The following is a 17299-nucleotide window of genomic DNA, read 5'->3' on the forward strand; positions in this document are numbered from 1 at the left end:
GACATGAGCACCAACACCCGCATCCGCACCTTCGGCACCCGCGAGGCCGGCCCCGGCCGCCCCGTGTACGTCACCGGCGAGATCGGCATCAACCACAACGGTGACATCGAGAACGCCTTCAAGCTGATCGACGCCGCCGCCGAGGCCGGCTGCGACGCGGTCAAGTTCCAGAAGCGCACCCCCGAGATCTGCACCCCGCGCGACCAGTGGGACATCGAGCGCGACACCCCCTGGGGCCGGATGACGTACATCGACTACCGCCACCGCGTGGAGTTCGGCGAGGAGGAGTACCGCCAGATCGACGCCTACTGCAAGAAGAAGGGCATCGACTGGTTCGCCTCCCCGTGGGACACCGAGGCCGTCGCCTTCCTGGAGAAGTTCGACGTCCCCGCCCACAAGGTGGCCTCCGCCTCCCTCACCGACGACGAGCTGCTGCGCGCCCTGCGCGCCACCGGCCGGACGATCATCCTCTCCACCGGCATGTCCACCCCGAAGCAGATCCGTCACGCGGTCGAGGTCCTGGGCAGCGACAACATCCTGCTCTGCCACGCCACCTCCACCTACCCGGCGAAGGCCGAGGAGCTGAACCTGCGGGTCATCAACACCCTCCAGCAGGAGTACCCGAACGTCCCGATCGGCTACTCCGGCCACGAGACCGGCCTGCAGACCACCCTCGCCGCCGTCGCCCTCGGCGCCACGTTCGTCGAGCGCCACATCACCCTCGACCGCGCCATGTGGGGCTCCGACCAGGCCGCCTCCGTCGAGCCGCAGGGCCTGACCCGCCTGGTCCGCGACATCCGCACCATCGAGGCCTCCCTCGGCGACGGCGTCAAGAAGGTCTACGACTCCGAGCTGGGCCCGATGAAGAAGCTGCGCCGCGTCACCGGCGTGGTCGCCGAGGCGGAGATCGCCGCGGCCGCCGGCGAGCCCGTGGCCGTCTGACCCCTCACCCACCCTTACGACGACGGGAACGGTCGTACGTCGATGAGCCCCCGCGCCGGCCTGCCCGGCCCCCACACCCTCGCCTTCGTCGAGAGCCCGGTACAACTGCTCAACGTGCTGGAGTGGGCGCACGCGCACGCGCCCGGCGTGGGGTTCACCCTCGTGGTGCTGTCCCCGGTCGACCCCATGACCCGGGGCCAGCTGCGCCGCATGGCGGAGCTGGCCCGCGAGGAGGGCCACGAGGTCCGCTGGGAGGAGGCGCGCGGCGGAGCGGGCGCCCCGCTGCAGACGGTCGGCGGCCTCGCCGGGCCGCTCCGCCGGGCCACCCGCGTCGTCCTCGGCGACCCCTTCTCCCGCTACGTCCAGCTGCTGCTGACGATCACCCGCGCCCGTGAGGTCGTCGTCGTCGACGACGGCACCGCGACGATGGAGTTCGTCGGTCAGCTGGCCCGGGGCGAGCGTCTGGTGCGCTGGCACCGCAAGGGCGGCCGCCCCGGCGCCCGCGAATTCGTCCTCCTGCCCGTGTCCGCCGCCGCCCGGCGCCGGCTCACCCCCGGTGAGAAGCGCACGGTGGAGGTCTTCACCTCCATGCCGATGGAGGACACCCCGCCCGGCGTCACCGTCAGCTCCCACACCTTCGCCTGGACCCGGGACCGCTTCGGCCCGCCCCGCGTCACCCGGGGCGCCGACATGGTCGGCACGTCCCTGGTGGAGACCGGTGTGGTGGACGCCGACGCCTACCTGGAGGCCGTACGCGCCCTGGTCGCCGCGCACGGCGCCAAGCGCTACTTCGCCCACCGCCGCGAGAGCACGGAGAAACTCCACCGGCTCGCCGTCGGGACGGGACTGGAGATCGTCCGCCCCGAGCTCCCGCTGGAGATCGTCGCCCGGCGCGGCCCCATCGGCGCCACCGTCCTCAGCTTCCCCTCCACGGTCGTCCACACCCTGCCGCTGGCCCTCGCCGGCACGGGCGTCCGCGTCGCGGTGTGCGACATAGACCCCGCCTGGCTGACCGAGAACGCCTCCCCGCGCGCCCAGGGCTTCCTGGCCAGCGTCACCGACACCGCCAAGTCCGTCCACCACCTGCGGACGGCTCCGGCGGTTTGAGCCCCGCGCCGGAAGGGAGCGGGCGTTCGGTCGCTCGCTCATGCCGGCGGACCCTGATGTCACCGGGTGAGAGTGTTCGTACGCTGGCCGTGGCACCGGTTCTCGTCCAGTCGGAGGCCCCGATGAGCGCGCCCGCATCCGAAGGCCCCGGCCATCCGCGGCCGAGGGCACGCGTGTCGGCCGAAGGGATGCCGGCGGCGAAGAACACCCGGCCGGTCCGTTCCCTGGACGACCTCGCCGCCGACACCTCCGAGTCGGGCGAGGAGCTGGAGGAGTTCCTCGCCTTCACCTGCGCCGAGCGCCGGCGCGACGCCGCCCGAGCCCGCCGCGTGCGACCCGTCGTCCCCGACACCGACGTCGCCTCCCCGCCGCACAAGCGCAAGCCGACCGGGCCGATGGAGATCCGTACGCCGGGGCGCCCGGAGCCGCCGGGAACTCGCCGACCGGCTCGCCGACGTCCCGGCCCTCCCGGGCGACGAAGCCGTCGCCGCCACCTGGGGGGGGCGACTGTCCGCCGCAGGGACACGGCGCGGCCGGCGTCCGCCGAATGAACCGGTCCGCGTGCCTTCGGCCGATCGTGGTAACCGTGAGGAGTGGAGGAGTGCCGGAACCATGTCCCGGATTGTGATCGGCCTCATGGACCGGCAGGCCGGCGGCCTATACCCTCCCAAAAAGGGAGGTGAGTGTACCCACCTCGACATACGGCTATGCGTAGGGCAGCCGGATTTTCTCCCCCCAACGGGCTGATTTTTCTTGATCAGGGGTCGGTGAACAGCTCTGGAGCCCTACTCTTCAAAGGGTGAAACCACTGATGTCACTGGAGTCCGAGATCGATCTCCCCGGGGGAGCGGTGCTCCCCGGCGCGCTGCCCGAGGCCCTGCGCGCCGAACTCGTGGCCTTCCGACGCGACCTGCACATGCACCCGGAGCTCGGCCACCAGGAGTTCCGCACCACCGCGGCGATCAAGGAACGCCTCGAGCGGGCCGGTCTGAAGCCGCGGGTCCTCTCCGGCGGCACCGGCCTGATCTGTGACATCGGAACCGACGGCGAGGCCGGCACGGACTCGGCGATGCTCGCCCTGCGCGCCGACATCGACGGCCTGCCCATCCCCGACATGAAGGCCGACTGCCCCTACCGCTCGACCGTGCCCGACCGGGCCCACGCCTGCGGCCACGACGTGCACACCACCGTCGTGCTCGGCGCCGGCCTGGTCCTCGCCGAACTGCACCGCCAGGGCCTGCTGCCCCGTCCCGTGCGGCTGATCTTCCAGCCCGCCGAGGAGGTGCTGCCCGGCGGCGCCGCCGAGGTGGTCGAGGACGGCGGACTCGACGGCATCGGCCGGATCCTCGCCGTGCACTGCGACCCCCGCGTCGACGCCGGGAGGATCGGCCTGCGCGAGGGGCCCATCACCTCCGCCTGCGACCGGCTGGAGATCGCCCTCGACGGCCCCGGCGGCCACACCGCCCGCCCGCACCTGACCACCGACCTGGTCACCGCCGCCGCCCGGGTCGTCACCGACGTGCCCGCCCTGGTCGGCCGTCGGGTCGACAGCCGCAGCGGACTCGCCGTGACCTGGGGCCGGGTCGAGTCGGGCCACGCGCCCAACGTCATCCCGCAGCACGCCGAACTGTCCGGCACCGTGCGCTGCCTGGACCTGGAGACCTGGCGGCAGGCCCCCGACATCGTGGTCGCCGCCATCGACGAGGTGGCCAACCTGCACCGCGCCAAGTCGGAGATCACCTACGTGCGCGGCGTCCCGCCGGTCGTCAACGAGGCCGGCGCCACCGAGCTGCTGCGCGACGCCATGATCGCCCGGCGCGGGGTGGAGTCCGTCGAGGGCACCGAGCAGAGCCTCGGCGGCGAGGACTTCTCCTGGTACCTGGAGCGCGTCCCCGGCGCCATGGCCCGCCTGGGCGTCCGCCCGCCGGGCGAGCGCACCGTGCGCGACCTGCACCAGGGCGACTTCGACGTGGACGAGCACGCCATCACCGTCGGCGTGGAGCTCTTCACCGGCGCCGCCCTCCTGGACGCCCTGCGTTAGGCGACGGCTCCTCCGAACTCCGAACGCCGGAGGGGCCGACTCGGCCCCTCCGGCGCCCGAGGAGCGGGGTCCGGGGCGGAGCCCCGGGGACGGGACGGGAAGGGGTGGAGGGGGCGAAAGCCCCGGCAGGCTCCCACCTGCCCACCCCGCCGGTCCCCACCCTCACCTCCCCCGCCCGCTCCGCTTGCGTGCCCCGCACGCCGGGGGCAGCGTGGGGCGCGTGCGACCGCGCGTACCGCACCGATCGCCCGGTACGGGCCCGTACGGCCCTCTGGTTCACAAGGACGTAACCAGCCATCGGCACGAATGGATAACGGCCCCGCTCGATCCCGTTCCCAGGAGTTTCTACGCGCGTTAATGTGCGCCGAACCGAGCGCCCGCTGCGGGGCTTTGGAGAATGGGGAACTTCAGATGCGTCGGATATCCAAACTGACCCGCGTCGCGGTGGGGGTCGCCTCGCTCGCACTCGCCGCCACCGCCTGCGGCGGCACCAGCAGTGACAACGGCGGCAGCGGCGGCTCCAAGGAGGACCTCGGCCTCGCCATCGCCTACGACATCGGGGGCAAGGGCGACCAGTCCTTCAACGACGCCGCCTTCGCCGGCCTGACCAAGGCCAAGGACGAGTTCGGCTACAGGACCGCCGACGTGGAGCCCACCGAGGGCGAGACCGACGCGGACAAGGAGCAGCGTCTGGCCTCGCTGGCCCGCCAGGGCCACAACCCGGTCATCGGCGTCGGCTTCGCCTACGGCCCCGCGATGAAGGCCGTGGCCGCGAAGTATCCGAAGACCACCTTCGGCATCGTCGACTCCGTGGTCGAGGGCGACAACGTCGCCTCCCTCGTCTTCGCCGAGGAGCAGGCCTCCTACCTCGCCGGCGTCGCCGCCGCCAAGGCCACCAAGACCAAGACCGTCGGCTTCGTGGGCGGTGTGGACATCCCGCTGATCCACAAGTTCCAGGCCGGTTACGAGCAGGGCGTGAAGGCCACCGACCCCAAGGTCAAGGTGATCCCGCAGTACCTCACCCAGACCGCCGAGGAGGGCGGCTTCTCCAGCCCCGACAAGGGCAAGGCCGCCGCCGAGGGCCAGATCGAGAAGAAGGCCGACGTCATCTACCAGGCGGCCGGTCTGTCCGGCCAGGGTGTCATCGAGGCCGCCGCCAAGGCGAAGGTCTGGGCGATCGGCGTCGACTCCGACCAGTACCGGCAGGAGGCCCTCGCCCCGTACAAGGACTACATCCTCACCTCCGCCCTGAAGGACGTCGGCGGTGCGGTGTACGCCCTGGCCAAGTCGGTCGAGGACGGCAAGCCGCTGACCGGCACCCAGGTCTTCGACCTCGAGGTGGACGGCGTCGGCCTGTCGGAGAGCAACCCGAAGATGGCCGGGATCGCCGGCCTGACGGACGCCGTGGCCAAGGCCGAGGAAGGCATCGTCGACGGCTCCATCAAGGTCGAGACCGAGCAGTAGCGACGGCGGCACACCCGTACGGAGCGGGCGGGCGCCACGGGTGTCCGCCCGCTCCGCCGTCCCCGCCCCCGCTCACCCACAGCCACCCCGCGTTCGCGCCCGGCGACGCCCGGGCCACCGCCCGGCGTTACGTTGGCCACGGCCGGATAACAAGGTGGACAGAAGGGGTTTTCAGGCAGGTCTACGCGCGTTAATCTGCGGCGAAGCCAGCGCCGCAGCTGAACACGTCCCGGCGCTTGTACGACTAGGAGCACCACACATGCGCCGGATTTCCCGGATCACGGTCGCGGGCGCAGCGACCGCCTCCCTGGCCCTCGCCCTCTCCGCCTGTGGCGGCACCTCCACCTCCTCGAGCTCCTCGGACTCGAAGGGCGACAAGGGCCTCGCCATCGCCTACGACGTCGGCGGCAAGGGCGACCAGTCCTTCAACGACGCCGCGTACGCGGGCCTGGAGCAGGCGAAGAAGGAGTTCGGCTACGAGACCGCCGACGTCGAGCCCACCGACGGCGAGACGGACGCCGACAAGGAGCAGCGCCTGGTCTCGCTGGCGAAGCAGGGCTACAACCCGGTCGTCGGTGTCGGCTACGCGTACGCCTCCGCCGTGAAGGGCGCCGCGGAGAAGTACCCGGACACCACCTTCGGCATCGTCGACGACGCCACGATCGAGGCGGACAACGTCGCCGACCTGGTCTTCTCCGAGGAGCAGGCCTCCTACCTCGCCGGCGTCGCCGCCGCCGAGAGCACCAAGACGAACGTCGTCGGCTTCGTGGGCGGTGTGGACATCCCGCTGATCCACAAGTTCCGCGCGGGCTTCGAGCAGGGCGTCAAGGACACCGACCCCAAGGTCAAGGTGATCCCGCAGTTCCTGACGCAGACCGCGGAGGAGGGCGGCTTCTCCAGCCCCGACAAGGGCAAGTCCGCCGCCGAGGGCCAGATCGAGAAGAAGGCCGACGTGATCTACGCGGCCGCCGGTCTGTCCGGACAGGGCGTCATCGAGGCCGCCGCCGCCAACAAGGTGTGGGCGATCGGTGTCGACTCCGACCAGTACAAGCAGGAAGCCCTCGCCAAGTACAAGGACTCGATCCTCACCTCGGCCATGAAGGACGTCGCCAAGGCGGTGTACAACCTGGCGAAGTCGGTCGAGGACGGCAAGCCCGCGACCGGTATCGTCAAGGGCGATCTGAAGACGGGTGAGGTGAGCCTGTCGAACTCCAACCCGAAGTTCGCGGACGACGCCGAGCTCCAGAAAGCCATAGAGACGGCCAAGGAGAAGATCGTCAGCGGCGAGATCAAGGTCAAGTCGAGCTGAGTGACACCCCCGAACAACCGCGGGGTCGCGTCCGCTCGACGGGGTACGAGGAGCCCGGCTCCTCGTACCCCGTCGGTCGAGTGCGCCACCCCTTTGCATGCCATAGGGGCGCTACGCGCGTAGATGGCCCCCGTCCCCAGGAGAGTGCGTCATCAACGCGTCCAGCAGCCCTCCGGCCGGAGCGGCGGTCAACGATTCGGTGACCGCCGTCGAGCTCGCCGGGATCACCAAGCGCTTCCCCGGCGTCGTGGCCAACCACGACATCCACCTCACCGTCCACAAGGGCACCGTCCACGCCCTCGTCGGTGAGAACGGCGCCGGCAAGTCGACCCTGATGAAGATCCTCTACGGCATGCAGAAGCCGGACGAGGGCACCATCACGATCCACGGCGAGCAGGTGAGCTTCTCCTCGCCCGCCGACGCCATCGTCCGCGGCATCGGCATGGTGCACCAGCACTTCATGCTCGCCGACAACCTCACCGTCCTCGAGAACGTCGTCCTCGGCAGCGAGAAGCTCCACGGCATCGGCGGCAGGGCCCGCCGCAGGATCAAGGAGCTCTCCGACCGCTACGGCCTCGGCGTCCGCCCCGACGTCCTGGTCGAGGAGCTCGGCGTCGCCGCCCGCCAGCGCGTGGAGATCCTCAAGGTCCTCTACCGCGGCGCCACCACCCTGATCCTCGACGAGCCCACCGCCGTCCTCGTCCCGCAGGAGGTCGACGCCCTCTTCGACAACCTGCGCGAGCTGAAGGCCGAGGGCCTGTCGGTCATCTTCATCTCCCACAAGCTGGGCGAGGTCCTCTCCGTCGCCGACGAGATCACCGTCATCCGCCGCGGCACCACGGTCGGCACGGCCGTCCCCGCCGAGACGACCCCGCGCCAGCTCGCCGAGCTGATGGTCGGCAGCGAGCTGCCGACGCCGGAGACGGCCGAGTCCACGGTCACCGACCGCCCCGTCCTCACCGTCGACAAGCTGCGCCTGGCGGCCCCCGGCGGCAAGGCCCTGCTCGACGACATCAGCTTCACCATCCACGCGGGCGAGGTCCTCGGCATCGCCGGCGTCGAGGGCAACGGCCAGACCGAGCTGGTCGACGCGCTCATCGGCCTGAGGCACGCCGACTCCGGCACCATCCGGCTGGGCGACGAGGAGATCACCTCCTGGGCCACCCGCAGGCGCCGCGAACAGGGCATCGGCTACATCCCCGAGGACCGCCACCGCCACGGCCTGCTCCTGGAGGCCCCCCTCTGGGAGAACCGCATCCTCGGCCACGTCACCGAGAAGCCCAACGCCAAGGGCGTCTGGCTCGACCCGAAGGCCGCCCAGGAGGACACCCGCCGGATCGTCACCGCGTACGACGTCCGCACCCCCGGCATCGACGTCACCGCCGCCTCCCTGTCCGGCGGCAACCAGCAGAAGCTGATCGTCGGCCGCGAGATGAGCCACAAGCCGCGCTTCCTGATCGCCGCCCACCCCACCCGCGGTGTGGACGTCGGCGCCCAGGCCGCCATCTGGGACCACATCCGCGAGGCCCGCCGCGAGGGCCTGGCCGTGCTGCTGATCTCCGCCGACCTGGACGAGCTGATCGGCCTGTCCGACACCCTCCGGGTGATCTACGACGGCAAGCTGGTCGCGGACGCCGACCCGGCCACCATCACCCCGGAGGAACTCGGCACCGCCATGACCGGCGCCGCCGAGGGCCACCTCGAACACGACGAGACCCCCGAGACCCCGGCCGACCCGTCCACGTCCGCCGAGTCTCCGGAAGACGAGGCCCGCTGATGAAGAAGATCGACAAGGAGCGCGTGCTCCTCGCGGTGGCCGGGCCGGTCATCGCGCTCGCCGTGGCCTTCGTGCTCAGCGCGATCGTCCTGATCGCCTCCGGTAAGAACCCGGTCGAACCGTTCGCCATCATGTTCGAGCAGGCCGGCTTCTCCGACATCCAGGTCCTGATCATCAACCAGGCCTCGATGTACTACATCGCGGCCCTGGCGGTGGCCATCGGCTTCCGGATGAACCTGTTCAACATCGGCGTCGACGGCCAGTACCAGCTCGGCGCCATGATGGCCGCCATCGTCGGCGCGCACGCGAACCTGCCGGCGTTCCTCCAGGTCCCGCTGCTGCTGCTGACCGCCGTCCTCACCGGCGCCTTCTGGGCCGGCATCGCCGGCGTCCTCAAGGTCACTCGCGGCGTCAGCGAGGTCGTCGCCACGATCATGCTCAACGCGATCGCCACCTCGCTCATCGTCTACATGTGGAAGCCGGACGTCTTCGGCGTCAAGATCGGCAACAACAGCACCACCGGCGAGATGCACGAGTCCGGCTGGATCCCCGGCATCGACATGGGCGCGGCCGGGGAGATCTACGGCCTGCTGGTCCTCGCCGTCCTGCTCGGCATCGGCTACTGGGTCGTCCTCAACCGCACCCGCTTCGGCTTCGACCTGCGCGCCTCCGGCGCCTCCGAGTCCGCGGCCTCCGCCTCCGGCGTCGACCCCAGGCGCATGGTCCTCACCGCCATGCTGCTCTCCGGGGCCATCGCCGGTCTCGCGGGCCTGCCGATCCTCCTCGGCGACTCCCACACCTACAACCTCAACTTCCCCACCGGCATCGGCTTCCTCGGCATCGGCATCGCCCTGCTCGGCCGCAACAGCCCGGTCGGGATCGCCTTCGCCGCCCTGCTGTGGGCCTGGCTCGACAAGGCCTCGCCCGAGCTGGACTTCCACGGCTACGACAAGGAGATCGCGGTCATCATGCAGGGCCTGATCGTCCTCTCGGTCGTCGTCTCCTACGAGGCCGTCCGCGAGTGGGGCCTGCGCCGCCAGCAGCGCCGGGTCGGCGCGGAACTCGCCGCGGGGCACGTCCTGGGCGCCGACAACAACACCACGAAGGAGGTGGCCGGCCGATGACCGCTCCGACCACAGCGACCGACGTCAACCAGCCGTCGCTGGAACACGCACCGCCGACCGGCCGCCGCATGTCGTGGCCCGTCCTGCTCCTGGTCGTCGCCGGAGCCCTGGCACTGGTCTCGATCGTCCGCATCGTCACCGGCGCGGACGGCATCACCAACGTCAGCCAGATGTCCACCGCCCTCCAGCTCGCGGTCCCGATCGGCCTCGCCGGTCTCGGCGGCCTGTGGGCCGAGCGCGCGGGCGTGGTCAACATCGGCCTCGAGGGCATGCTGATCCTCGGCACCTGGTTCGGCGCCTGGGCCGGATTCCAGTGGGGTCCGTGGACCGGCGTCCTCGTCGGCGTCATCGGCGGCGCGCTCGGCGGTCTGCTGCACGCGATCGTCACCGTCACCTTCAACGTCAACCACATCGTCTCCGGTGTGGCCATCAACATCCTCGCCCTCGGCGCCACCCGCTACCTCGCCCCGCTCGCCTTCGAGGGCCACCAGGGCGGCTCCGCCAAGCAGTCCCCGGCGGTCGAGTCCCTCGGCCACTTCACCGTGCCCGGGCTGTCCGACGCGCTGAGCGACCTCAACGGCAAGGGCTGGTTCTTCGTCTCCGACGTCGCCGGCCTGCTCGGCGGGCTGGTCACCGACGTCTCCTGGCTGACCCTGATCGCCGTCGCGCTCATCCCCGCCACCTGGTGGATCCTGTGGCGCACCGCGTTCGGCCTGCGGCTGCGCTCCTGCGGCGAGAACCCGATCGCCGCCGAGTCCCTCGGCGTCAACGTCTACAAGTACAAGTACCTCGCCGTGATCATCTCCGGCGGACTGGCCGGCCTCGGCGGCGTCTTCCTCTCCATCGTGGCCAACCCCTTCTACCTGGAGGGCCAGACCAGCGGCCGGGGCTACATCGGCCTCGCCGCGATGATCTTCGGCAACTGGATGCCGGGCGGCCTCGCCATCGGCGCCGGCCTCTTCGGCTACACCGACAGCCTCAACCTGCGCGGCGGCTCCGCCAACGTGCACGCCCTGCTGCTGCTCGGCGCCCTGCTGCTGGTCATCGGCGCGATCTGGCTGGCCGTCCGCAAGAAGTACGTCCACGCGGTGATCACCCTGGTCGTCGGCGCCCTGGTCTTCGCCTGGTACGCCGGCACCAACGAGGTCCCCAACCAGGTCGTCTCCGCCACGCCGTACGTCATCACCCTCGTCGTCCTCGCGCTCTCCGCGCAGCGGCTGCGGATGCCGAAGGCGGACGGCATGCCGTACCGGAAGGGACAGGGCAAGTGACCGCGGCCGACGTCGACTGGGAGGCGCTGCGCGCCGTGGCACGGGACGCCATGTCCCACGCCTACGCCCCCTACTCGGGCTACCCGGTCGGCGTCGCGGCCCTGGTCGACGACGGACGCACGGTCTCCGGCTGCAACGTCGAGAACGCCTCGTACGGGATCGGGCTGTGCGCCGAGTGCGGACTGGTCTCGGAGCTCCAGCGCACCGGGGGCGGCCGGCTCACGCACTTCACCTGCGTGGACGGCGCCGGCGAGATCCTCGTCCCGTGCGGCCGCTGCCGCCAGCTGCTGTACGAGTTCGGCGGCCCCGGCCTGCTCCTTCAGACCCCGGCGGGCATCCTGCCGCTCTCCGAGATGCTGCCCCAGGCCTTCGGCCCGCAGCACCTCACCAAGTAATCCCTCCGTGGCCCCTTCGCCCGACGGCCGTTACCGTCGGCCGGAGGGGCCGCACCCTTCGCACCTCCGGAAGGAACGCCAGCCATGGCCATGGACGCCATCTCCGTCATCCGCACCAAGCGGGACCGCGGCGAACTCAGCGACGAGCAGATCGACTGGGTGATCGACGCGTACACCCGCGGGGAGGTGGCCGACGAGCAGATGTCGGCGCTCGCGATGGCGATCCTCCTCAACGGCATGAACCGGAGCGAGATCGCCCGCTGGACCGCCGCGATGATCGCCTCCGGCGAGCGCATGGACTTCTCGTCCCTGTCCCGCCCCACCGCCGACAAGCACTCCACCGGCGGCGTCGGCGACAAGATCACCCTCCCGCTGGCCCCCCTCGTCGCGGCCTGCGGCGCGGCCGTCCCCCAGCTCTCCGGCCGCGGTCTCGGCCACACCGGCGGCACCCTCGACAAGCTGGAGTCGATCCCCGGCTGGCGCGCGCTGCTCTCCAACGAGGAGATGCTGTCGGTGCTGGACGGCACCGGCGCGGTGATCTGCGCGGCCGGCGACGGACTGGCCCCGGCGGACAAGAAGCTGTACGCGCTCCGGGACGTCACCGGCACGGTCGAGGCGATCCCCCTGATCGCCTCGTCCATCATGTCGAAGAAGATCGCGGAGGGCACCGGCTCCCTGGTCCTCGACGTGAAGGTCGGCACCGGGGCCTTCATGAAGACGATCGACGACGCCCGCGAACTGGCCCGCACCATGGTCGGCCTGGGCACCGACTCCGGCGTGAGGACGGTCGCCCTCCTCACCGACATGTCCACCCCGCTCGGCCTGACCGCCGGCAACGCGCTCGAGGTCCGCGAGTCGGTCGAGGTCCTGGCGGGCGGCGGCCCCGCGGACGTCGTGGAGCTGACCCTGGCCCTGGCCCGCGAGATGCTCGACGCGGCCGGCCTGAAGGACGCCGACCCGGCGAAGGCGCTGGCCGACGGCTCCGCGATGGACGTCTGGCGCCGCATGATCTCGGCGCAGGGCGGCGACCCGGACGCCGAACTGCCGGTCGCGCGTGAGCAGCACGTGGTCAAGGCCCCGTCCTCCGGCGTCCTCACCCGCCTCGACGCCTACGGCGTCGGCGTCGCCGCCTGGCGCCTCGGCGCGGGCCGCGCCCGCAAGGAGGACCCGGTCCAGGCGGGCGCGGGCGTCGAGCTGCACGCCAAGCCCGGTGACACGGTGACGGAGGGCCAGCCCCTGCTGACCCTCCACACGGACACCCCGGAACGCTTCGACTACGCGCTCCGGGCGGTGGAGGGTTCATACGGCATCGCCGCCCCCGGTACGGACTTCGAGGCCACGCCGGTCGTGCTGGAACGTATCGCCTGACCTGGGGTTTCCTCATTCGGGTGAACGGGACCGGTGGCCCCTTACCGGTCCCGTTCGGCATGCTGTACTCGGTGACGCACCGAAGAGGGGACCGCCATGAGCGCACTCACCGTGAGCCAGGAGCCCGACCAGAACTGGGACGACCTCGTCCGGTTCTGGGAGGAGATGGAATGGCCCGAGGGCAGCAAGGTGGAGATCATCGAGGGGATCATCACCGTGTCACCTGCTCCCGCGTACCGTCACAACGTGATCGCGGCCCGCATCCAGCGTCGCCTCTACTCCGCGATCCCCGAGGACTGGGAGATCTTCCAGACCCTGGCCATCGCCGTGCCCTCGCGGCTGGGCATGCTCATCCCGGACCTGGTGGTGGCCCCGGTGCAGGACCACACCGAATCGGACACCCACATCCCCGCCGCCCTCGCCGAGCTGGTCGTCGAGGTCACCTCGAAGTCCAACGCCCGCGACGACCGCGTCAGCAAGCTTGCCGCCTACGCCACCGCGGGCATCCCGCTGTACCTCCTCGTCGACCGCTGGGCCCCCGACGGCCCGACCGCGACGCTCTACGGCGAGCCGCAGGGGGACGTCTACCGCCCCTTGAGCACCGCGAAGTTCGGCGAGCCGATCAAGCTCCCCGCCCCCTTCGACCTCGTCATCGACACCGGCGGGTTCCCCGAGAGCTGAGTCACCCCAGCAGTGCCGCCACCACCACGAGGACCGGCACCGACAGCACCGTCGACACCAGGATCGCCTCCCGGGCCAGCTGCTCGCCCACCCGGTAGCTGCTCGCGTACGTGAAGAGGTTCTGGGCGGCCGGGAGGGCCGACGTCACCACCACGTCCAGCAGGTGCGCGCCGCGCAGGCCGAAGACGCCCACCGCCAGCGCCCAGGCGGCCAGTGGCTGGCCCACCGCCTTCAGCGCCACGGCGAGCAGCACCGCCCCGCGGTCCCCGCCCCGCAGGGGCAGCGTGCTGCCGCGCAGCGAGATGCCGAAGGCGAGGAGCACGGCGGGGACCGCCATGTTGCCGATCAGGACCACCGGGTCCCACACCGGGCCCGGTATCCCGATCCCGGCCGCCGACACCGCCACCCCCGCCAGCGACCCCACCGCGATCGGGTTGCGCAACGGGGTCAGGATCCGCCGCCACAGCGGCTGCTTCCCGCCCGCCGTCGACAGGTCGAGGATCGTCAGCGCGACCGGTGTGACCCCGACCAGCTGGAACAGCAGCACCGGCGCCACCAGCGAGGCGTCGCCCAGCACGTACACGGCGATCGGGATGCCCAGGTTGCCGGAGTTGACGTAACTGGAGCACAGGGCGCCGATGGTGGTGCGGCCCACGCCCCAGCCGCGTACGACCCCCGCCGCGACGAAGACGCCCGCCACCGCCGCCGTGCTCAGCGCGGTGACCAGGAGCCGGCTGGAGAAGACCACCGACAGGTCGGCCCGGGCGAGCGTGGTGAACAGCAGCGCGGGCGACGCCACGTGGAACGCCAGCTTCGTCAGGACCTCGCGGCCCTGTGCGCCGAGATGCCCCCGCCGGCCGATGACGTAGCCGACGCCGATGACGACGGCGATCACCAGGAATCCGCTCAGCACCCCCTGCACGGCAGCTCCTCGCGGACGCGAAGGGCACCGGACGGCATGGACGGGAATGATCTATGGCGCATACACCCAACCCTCCGGGGAGGGCCGCGCTCAGGTCAATGTGACCCTCACGGCGCCGGTCCCGCGACGCATCGCGATGAGTTACGCGCCGCCGCCCGGTCTACCGGTCGTGGACGCCATGACACCGCCCGTACTCGTACTCAGCGGACCCCTCACCCCGGGAGAGGTGAGCGGGCCCTGCGACGCGCTGCGGGCGCTGCTGGACGGGGGAGGCGGCGGCCCGGGCCGGGTGGTGGTCTGCGACGTCGCCGGGCTGGGGCCGGCCGGCCTCGCCGCAGTGGACCTGCTCGCCCGGCTCCAGCTCACCGCCCGCCGGGCCGGGGGCCGGATACGGCTGCGCGACCCCTCCCCGGCGCTACACGCCCTGCTCGACCTGGCCGGCCTCCGCTTCGAGGTGGAGGGGCAGCCCGAACAGCGGGAACCACCGCGCGGTGTCGAGGAAGCAGTGGAAACCGGTGATCCGGCCGTCTGAGATCTCCAGCGCCTGGATCGCCCACGGTGTGAAACCGCCGGCCTCCGGATCGGGTTTGTACTGGGCGAAGCCCGGCAGCCCGTTGATCTCCACCGGTATCAGCCGTGAACCCGCGCAGGCGGCGCCCAGCGTCGTCATGAAGCCCGTGATGTCCTCGGTGCCGGTCAGCCAGAGGTCGAACGGCGGCATCGTCATGACGGCGTCCTCGTGCAGCAGCGCGGTCAGGGCCGACATGTCGTACCCCTCGAACGCCGCCACGTAGCGCTCGAGCAGCTTCCGCTGCTCCTCGTCCAGCGGGTCGGACACCGACGCCTCGGCGCCCGGCTGCCGCCGCTCCGCGAGCGTCGCCCGGGCCCGCTGGAGCGCGCTGTTCACCGACGCGACCGAGGTGCCCAGCAGCTCGGCGACCTCGCTCGCCTTCCAGGCCAGCACCTCCCGCAGGATCAGCACCGCCCGCTGTTTGGCCGGAAGCTGCTGCAGCGCGGCCATGAAGGCGAGCCGCACCGACTCCTTGGCGACCGCCGCCTCCGCCGGGTCGGCGGGCGTGGGCAGCACCCGGGAGTCGGGCATCGGCTCCAGCCACGTGTTGTCCGGGCGGGGCGACAGGGCCGCGCGCGCCAGCGGTGTGGACTCCGTCAGGTCCATCGGCCGGGCCCGCTTGTTGCCCGCCGTCAGCATGTCCAGACAGACGTTGGTCGCGATGCGGTACAGCCAGGAGCGCAGGCTGGAACGGCCCTCGAACCTGTCGTAGCTGCGCCACGCGCGGATCATCGTGTCCTGCACCGCGTCCTCCGCCTCGAAGGAGGAGCCCAGCATCCGGTAGCAGTACCCGGTCAGTTCGACCCGGTGCGCCTCCAGCCTGGCGTCCAGGTCGGTCGTCGTCGCGGTGCCGTTCGTCATCGTCCACCCACCCCATGTGGTGTCGTTGTGGTCCACCACTTCGGAAGCTACCGCAGCCCACTGACAACGGCTCTCCGGGCGGACGAACGTGCAGGCCGAGGGTGCCGGCGCGGGGGCGGGGAAGATCAGGCCGGCCGCACCGCGGCCGCCCGCGCCGCCCGCGTCCCGGCCAGGGTGATCGCCGCGACCCCGGCCACCGCCGCCAGCCCGACCCCCACCGTTCCGCCCCAGCCCCCCGCGTGGAACGCGAGCGCACCCACCGTGCTGCCCGCACTGGACCCGACGTAGTACGCGGACTGGTACAGGGCCGACGCCTGCGCCCGTCCCACCGTCGCCGTCTTCCCGACCGCCGACGACGCCACCGCGTGCCCCGCGAAGAACCCCGCCGTGATCAGCACCAGCCCCAGCAGCACCACCGGCAACGACCCGGCCAGCGACAGCAGCAGCCCCGCCGCGGTCGTCCCGCCCCCCGCGTACAGCGCGCCCCGCCGGCCCAGCCGCCCGACCAGCCGCCCGGCGGCCGAAGCCGAGACCGTGCCCACCAGGTACACCAGGAAGATCGAACCCACGATGCCCTGCGGCAGCGAGAACGGCGCCTCGGTCAGCCGGTACCCGATGACCGTGTACACGCCGCCGAACACCGTCATGAACAGCGCGCCGATCGCGTACAGCCGCCGCAGCAGCGGATCGGCGAGATGGTCCCGGACGGTGCGCGCCAGCACCCGCGGCCGCAGCGAGCCCGGACGGAAGTGCTTCGGCGCCGGCAGCAGCAGCCGGAACGCCACCGCGCACGCCACCGCGACCACGCCGATCACCCCGACGGCGACCCGCCAGCCCCACTCCTGCGCCACCCAGCCGGTGATCACCCGGCCGCTCATCCCGCCGACACTGTTGCCGGCGACGAACAGCCCGATCGCGGTCACCAGGGCCTTCGGCGTGACCTCCTCCGCGAGGTACGCCGTCGCCGACGCCGGCAGCCCGGCCAGCGCCGCACCCTGCAGCGCCCGCAGCGCCACCAGCGCGCCCAGCGACGGCGCGAACGGCACCAGCAGTCCGAGGGTCACCGCGGCGGCCAGGGAGGCCGTCATGACGGTGCGCCGTCCGTAGCGCTCCGACAGCGCGCTCATCGGCAGCACGAACAGCGCCAGGCCACCGGTCGCCGCCGCCACCGTCCAGCTCGCGTCACCCGCGCTCACCGCGAAGTCGCCGGAGATCAGCGGCAGCAGGGCCTGGGTGGAGTACAGCAGCGCGAAGGTCGCGACGCCCGCGAGGAACAGGGCGAGGCTCATCCGGCGGTAACCGGGTCCGCCCGGAGACATCCGGGACTCGGGGACGGCCTCGGGGGCGGTCCGGGGCGAAGAGGTCGGAGGAACGGATGCGACGGCGCCCACACTGGTGGACGCCCCGGTACTGGCGGGAGTCATGCCTCGAAGCTACGGACGCCCCCGCTCATCCGTCCAATGCAC

General features: G+C 71.7%; 16 protein-coding genes. 13 read left to right on the forward strand and 3 right to left on the reverse strand.

The window, feature by feature from the left end; all coding sequences use genetic code 11:
* The first annotated feature begins 3 nt into the window (after positions 1–3).
* The 12 genes from ACZ8ZB_RS21215 (at position 4) to ACZ8ZB_RS21270 (ending at position 13479) form a co-directional block, all read left to right on the forward strand.
* On the forward strand, positions 4–942 hold the full coding sequence (locus tag ACZ8ZB_RS21215; protein ID WP_470739236.1) for an N-acetylneuraminate synthase family protein: 939 nt from the start codon (positions 4–6) through the stop codon (positions 940–942).
* Positions 943–984: 42 nt separating this feature from the next.
* Positions 985–2049, forward strand: coding sequence for a hypothetical protein (locus ACZ8ZB_RS21220; RefSeq protein WP_470739237.1), 1065 nt, complete (start codon positions 985–987; stop codon positions 2047–2049).
* 173 nt (positions 2050–2222) lie between these two features.
* Complete coding sequence (locus ACZ8ZB_RS21225; RefSeq protein WP_470739238.1) at positions 2223–2600, forward strand: hypothetical protein; 378 nt, start codon at positions 2223–2225, stop codon at positions 2598–2600.
* A gap of 260 nt (positions 2601–2860) precedes the next feature.
* Complete coding sequence (locus ACZ8ZB_RS21230) at positions 2861–4090, forward strand: M20 family metallopeptidase (protein ID WP_470739239.1); 1230 nt, start codon at positions 2861–2863, stop codon at positions 4088–4090.
* A 411-nt stretch (positions 4091–4501) separates the two neighbouring features.
* Positions 4502–5554: a BMP family lipoprotein gene (locus ACZ8ZB_RS21235; protein ID WP_470739240.1), complete on the forward strand. Its 1053-nt coding sequence runs from the start codon at positions 4502–4504 to the stop codon at positions 5552–5554.
* Positions 5555–5813: 259 nt separating this feature from the next.
* A complete protein-coding gene (locus ACZ8ZB_RS21240; RefSeq protein ID WP_470739241.1) occupies positions 5814–6863 on the forward strand; it encodes a BMP family lipoprotein in 1050 nt (349 codons plus the stop codon).
* Between the two features lie 199 nt (positions 6864–7062).
* Positions 7063–8640: an ABC transporter ATP-binding protein gene (locus tag ACZ8ZB_RS21245; RefSeq protein ID WP_470739242.1), complete on the forward strand. Its 1578-nt coding sequence runs from the start codon at positions 7063–7065 to the stop codon at positions 8638–8640.
* On the forward strand, positions 8640–9764 hold the full coding sequence (locus ACZ8ZB_RS21250) for an ABC transporter permease (protein ID WP_470739243.1): 1125 nt from the start codon (positions 8640–8642) through the stop codon (positions 9762–9764). Before ACZ8ZB_RS21245 ends, ACZ8ZB_RS21250 begins: the two co-directional genes overlap by 1 nt.
* Positions 9761–11035, forward strand: a complete 1275-nt coding sequence (locus ACZ8ZB_RS21255) for an ABC transporter permease (protein WP_470739244.1) — start codon at positions 9761–9763, stop codon at positions 11033–11035. Before ACZ8ZB_RS21250 ends, ACZ8ZB_RS21255 begins: the two co-directional genes overlap by 4 nt.
* The gene (locus ACZ8ZB_RS21260) at positions 11032–11430 is read left to right on the forward strand and encodes a cytidine deaminase (RefSeq protein ID WP_470739245.1); all 399 of its coding nucleotides are present in this window, start codon (positions 11032–11034) and stop codon (positions 11428–11430) included. The genes ACZ8ZB_RS21255 and ACZ8ZB_RS21260 overlap by 4 nt, the downstream gene beginning before the upstream one ends.
* Positions 11431–11520: 90 nt before the next feature.
* The gene (locus ACZ8ZB_RS21265) at positions 11521–12798 is read left to right on the forward strand and encodes a thymidine phosphorylase (RefSeq protein WP_470741549.1); all 1278 of its coding nucleotides are present in this window, start codon (positions 11521–11523) and stop codon (positions 12796–12798) included.
* A gap of 96 nt (positions 12799–12894) precedes the next feature.
* Positions 12895–13479, forward strand: coding sequence for a Uma2 family endonuclease (locus ACZ8ZB_RS21270; RefSeq protein ID WP_470739246.1), 585 nt, complete (start codon positions 12895–12897; stop codon positions 13477–13479).
* A 1-nt stretch (position 13480) separates the two neighbouring features.
* On the opposite strand, the gene ACZ8ZB_RS21275 is transcribed toward ACZ8ZB_RS21270, so the two are convergent.
* Positions 13481–14401, reverse strand: coding sequence for an AEC family transporter (locus tag ACZ8ZB_RS21275; RefSeq protein WP_470739247.1), 921 nt, complete (start codon positions 14399–14401; stop codon positions 13481–13483).
* A 136-nt stretch (positions 14402–14537) separates the two neighbouring features.
* Between ACZ8ZB_RS21275 and ACZ8ZB_RS21280 the strand changes: the two genes are divergently transcribed.
* Positions 14538–14933, forward strand: coding sequence for an STAS domain-containing protein (locus ACZ8ZB_RS21280; protein WP_470741550.1), 396 nt, complete (start codon positions 14538–14540; stop codon positions 14931–14933).
* Here ACZ8ZB_RS21280 and ACZ8ZB_RS21285 read toward each other — a convergent pair.
* On the reverse strand, positions 14817–15833 hold the full coding sequence (locus tag ACZ8ZB_RS21285; RefSeq protein WP_470739248.1) for a sigma-70 family RNA polymerase sigma factor: 1017 nt from the start codon (positions 15831–15833) through the stop codon (positions 14817–14819). The genes ACZ8ZB_RS21280 and ACZ8ZB_RS21285 overlap by 117 nt on opposite strands.
* A 125-nt stretch (positions 15834–15958) precedes the next feature.
* Positions 15959–17257, reverse strand: a complete 1299-nt coding sequence (locus ACZ8ZB_RS21290) for an MFS transporter (protein ID WP_470739249.1) — start codon at positions 17255–17257, stop codon at positions 15959–15961.
* Between the last annotated feature and the right edge of the window lie 42 nt (positions 17258–17299).

The organism is Streptomyces sp. 12E, from assembly GCF_055633275.1.

Coding starts and splice junctions, on each gene's coding strand:
- ACZ8ZB_RS21220 (WP_470739237.1), top strand. CDS start 985: ATGAGCCCCCGCGCCGGCCTGCCCGGCCCCCACACCCTCGCCTTCGTC.
- ACZ8ZB_RS21240 (WP_470739241.1), top strand. CDS start 5,814: ATGCGCCGGATTTCCCGGATCACGGTCGCGGGCGCAGCGACCGCCTCC.
- ACZ8ZB_RS21235 (WP_470739240.1), top strand. CDS start 4,502: ATGCGTCGGATATCCAAACTGACCCGCGTCGCGGTGGGGGTCGCCTCG.
- ACZ8ZB_RS21290 (WP_470739249.1), bottom strand. CDS start 17,257: ATGACTCCCGCCAGTACCGGGGCGTCCACCAGTGTGGGCGCCGTCGCA.
- ACZ8ZB_RS21230 (WP_470739239.1), top strand. CDS start 2,861: ATGTCACTGGAGTCCGAGATCGATCTCCCCGGGGGAGCGGTGCTCCCC.
- ACZ8ZB_RS21215 (WP_470739236.1), top strand. CDS start 4: ATGAGCACCAACACCCGCATCCGCACCTTCGGCACCCGCGAGGCCGGC.
- ACZ8ZB_RS21255 (WP_470739244.1), top strand. CDS start 9,761: ATGACCGCTCCGACCACAGCGACCGACGTCAACCAGCCGTCGCTGGAA.
- ACZ8ZB_RS21285 (WP_470739248.1), bottom strand. CDS start 15,833: ATGACGAACGGCACCGCGACGACGACCGACCTGGACGCCAGGCTGGAG.
- ACZ8ZB_RS21270 (WP_470739246.1), top strand. CDS start 12,895: ATGAGCGCACTCACCGTGAGCCAGGAGCCCGACCAGAACTGGGACGAC.
- ACZ8ZB_RS21250 (WP_470739243.1), top strand. CDS start 8,640: ATGAAGAAGATCGACAAGGAGCGCGTGCTCCTCGCGGTGGCCGGGCCG.
- ACZ8ZB_RS21265 (WP_470741549.1), top strand. CDS start 11,521: ATGGACGCCATCTCCGTCATCCGCACCAAGCGGGACCGCGGCGAACTC.
- ACZ8ZB_RS21280 (WP_470741550.1), top strand. CDS start 14,538: ATGAGTTACGCGCCGCCGCCCGGTCTACCGGTCGTGGACGCCATGACA.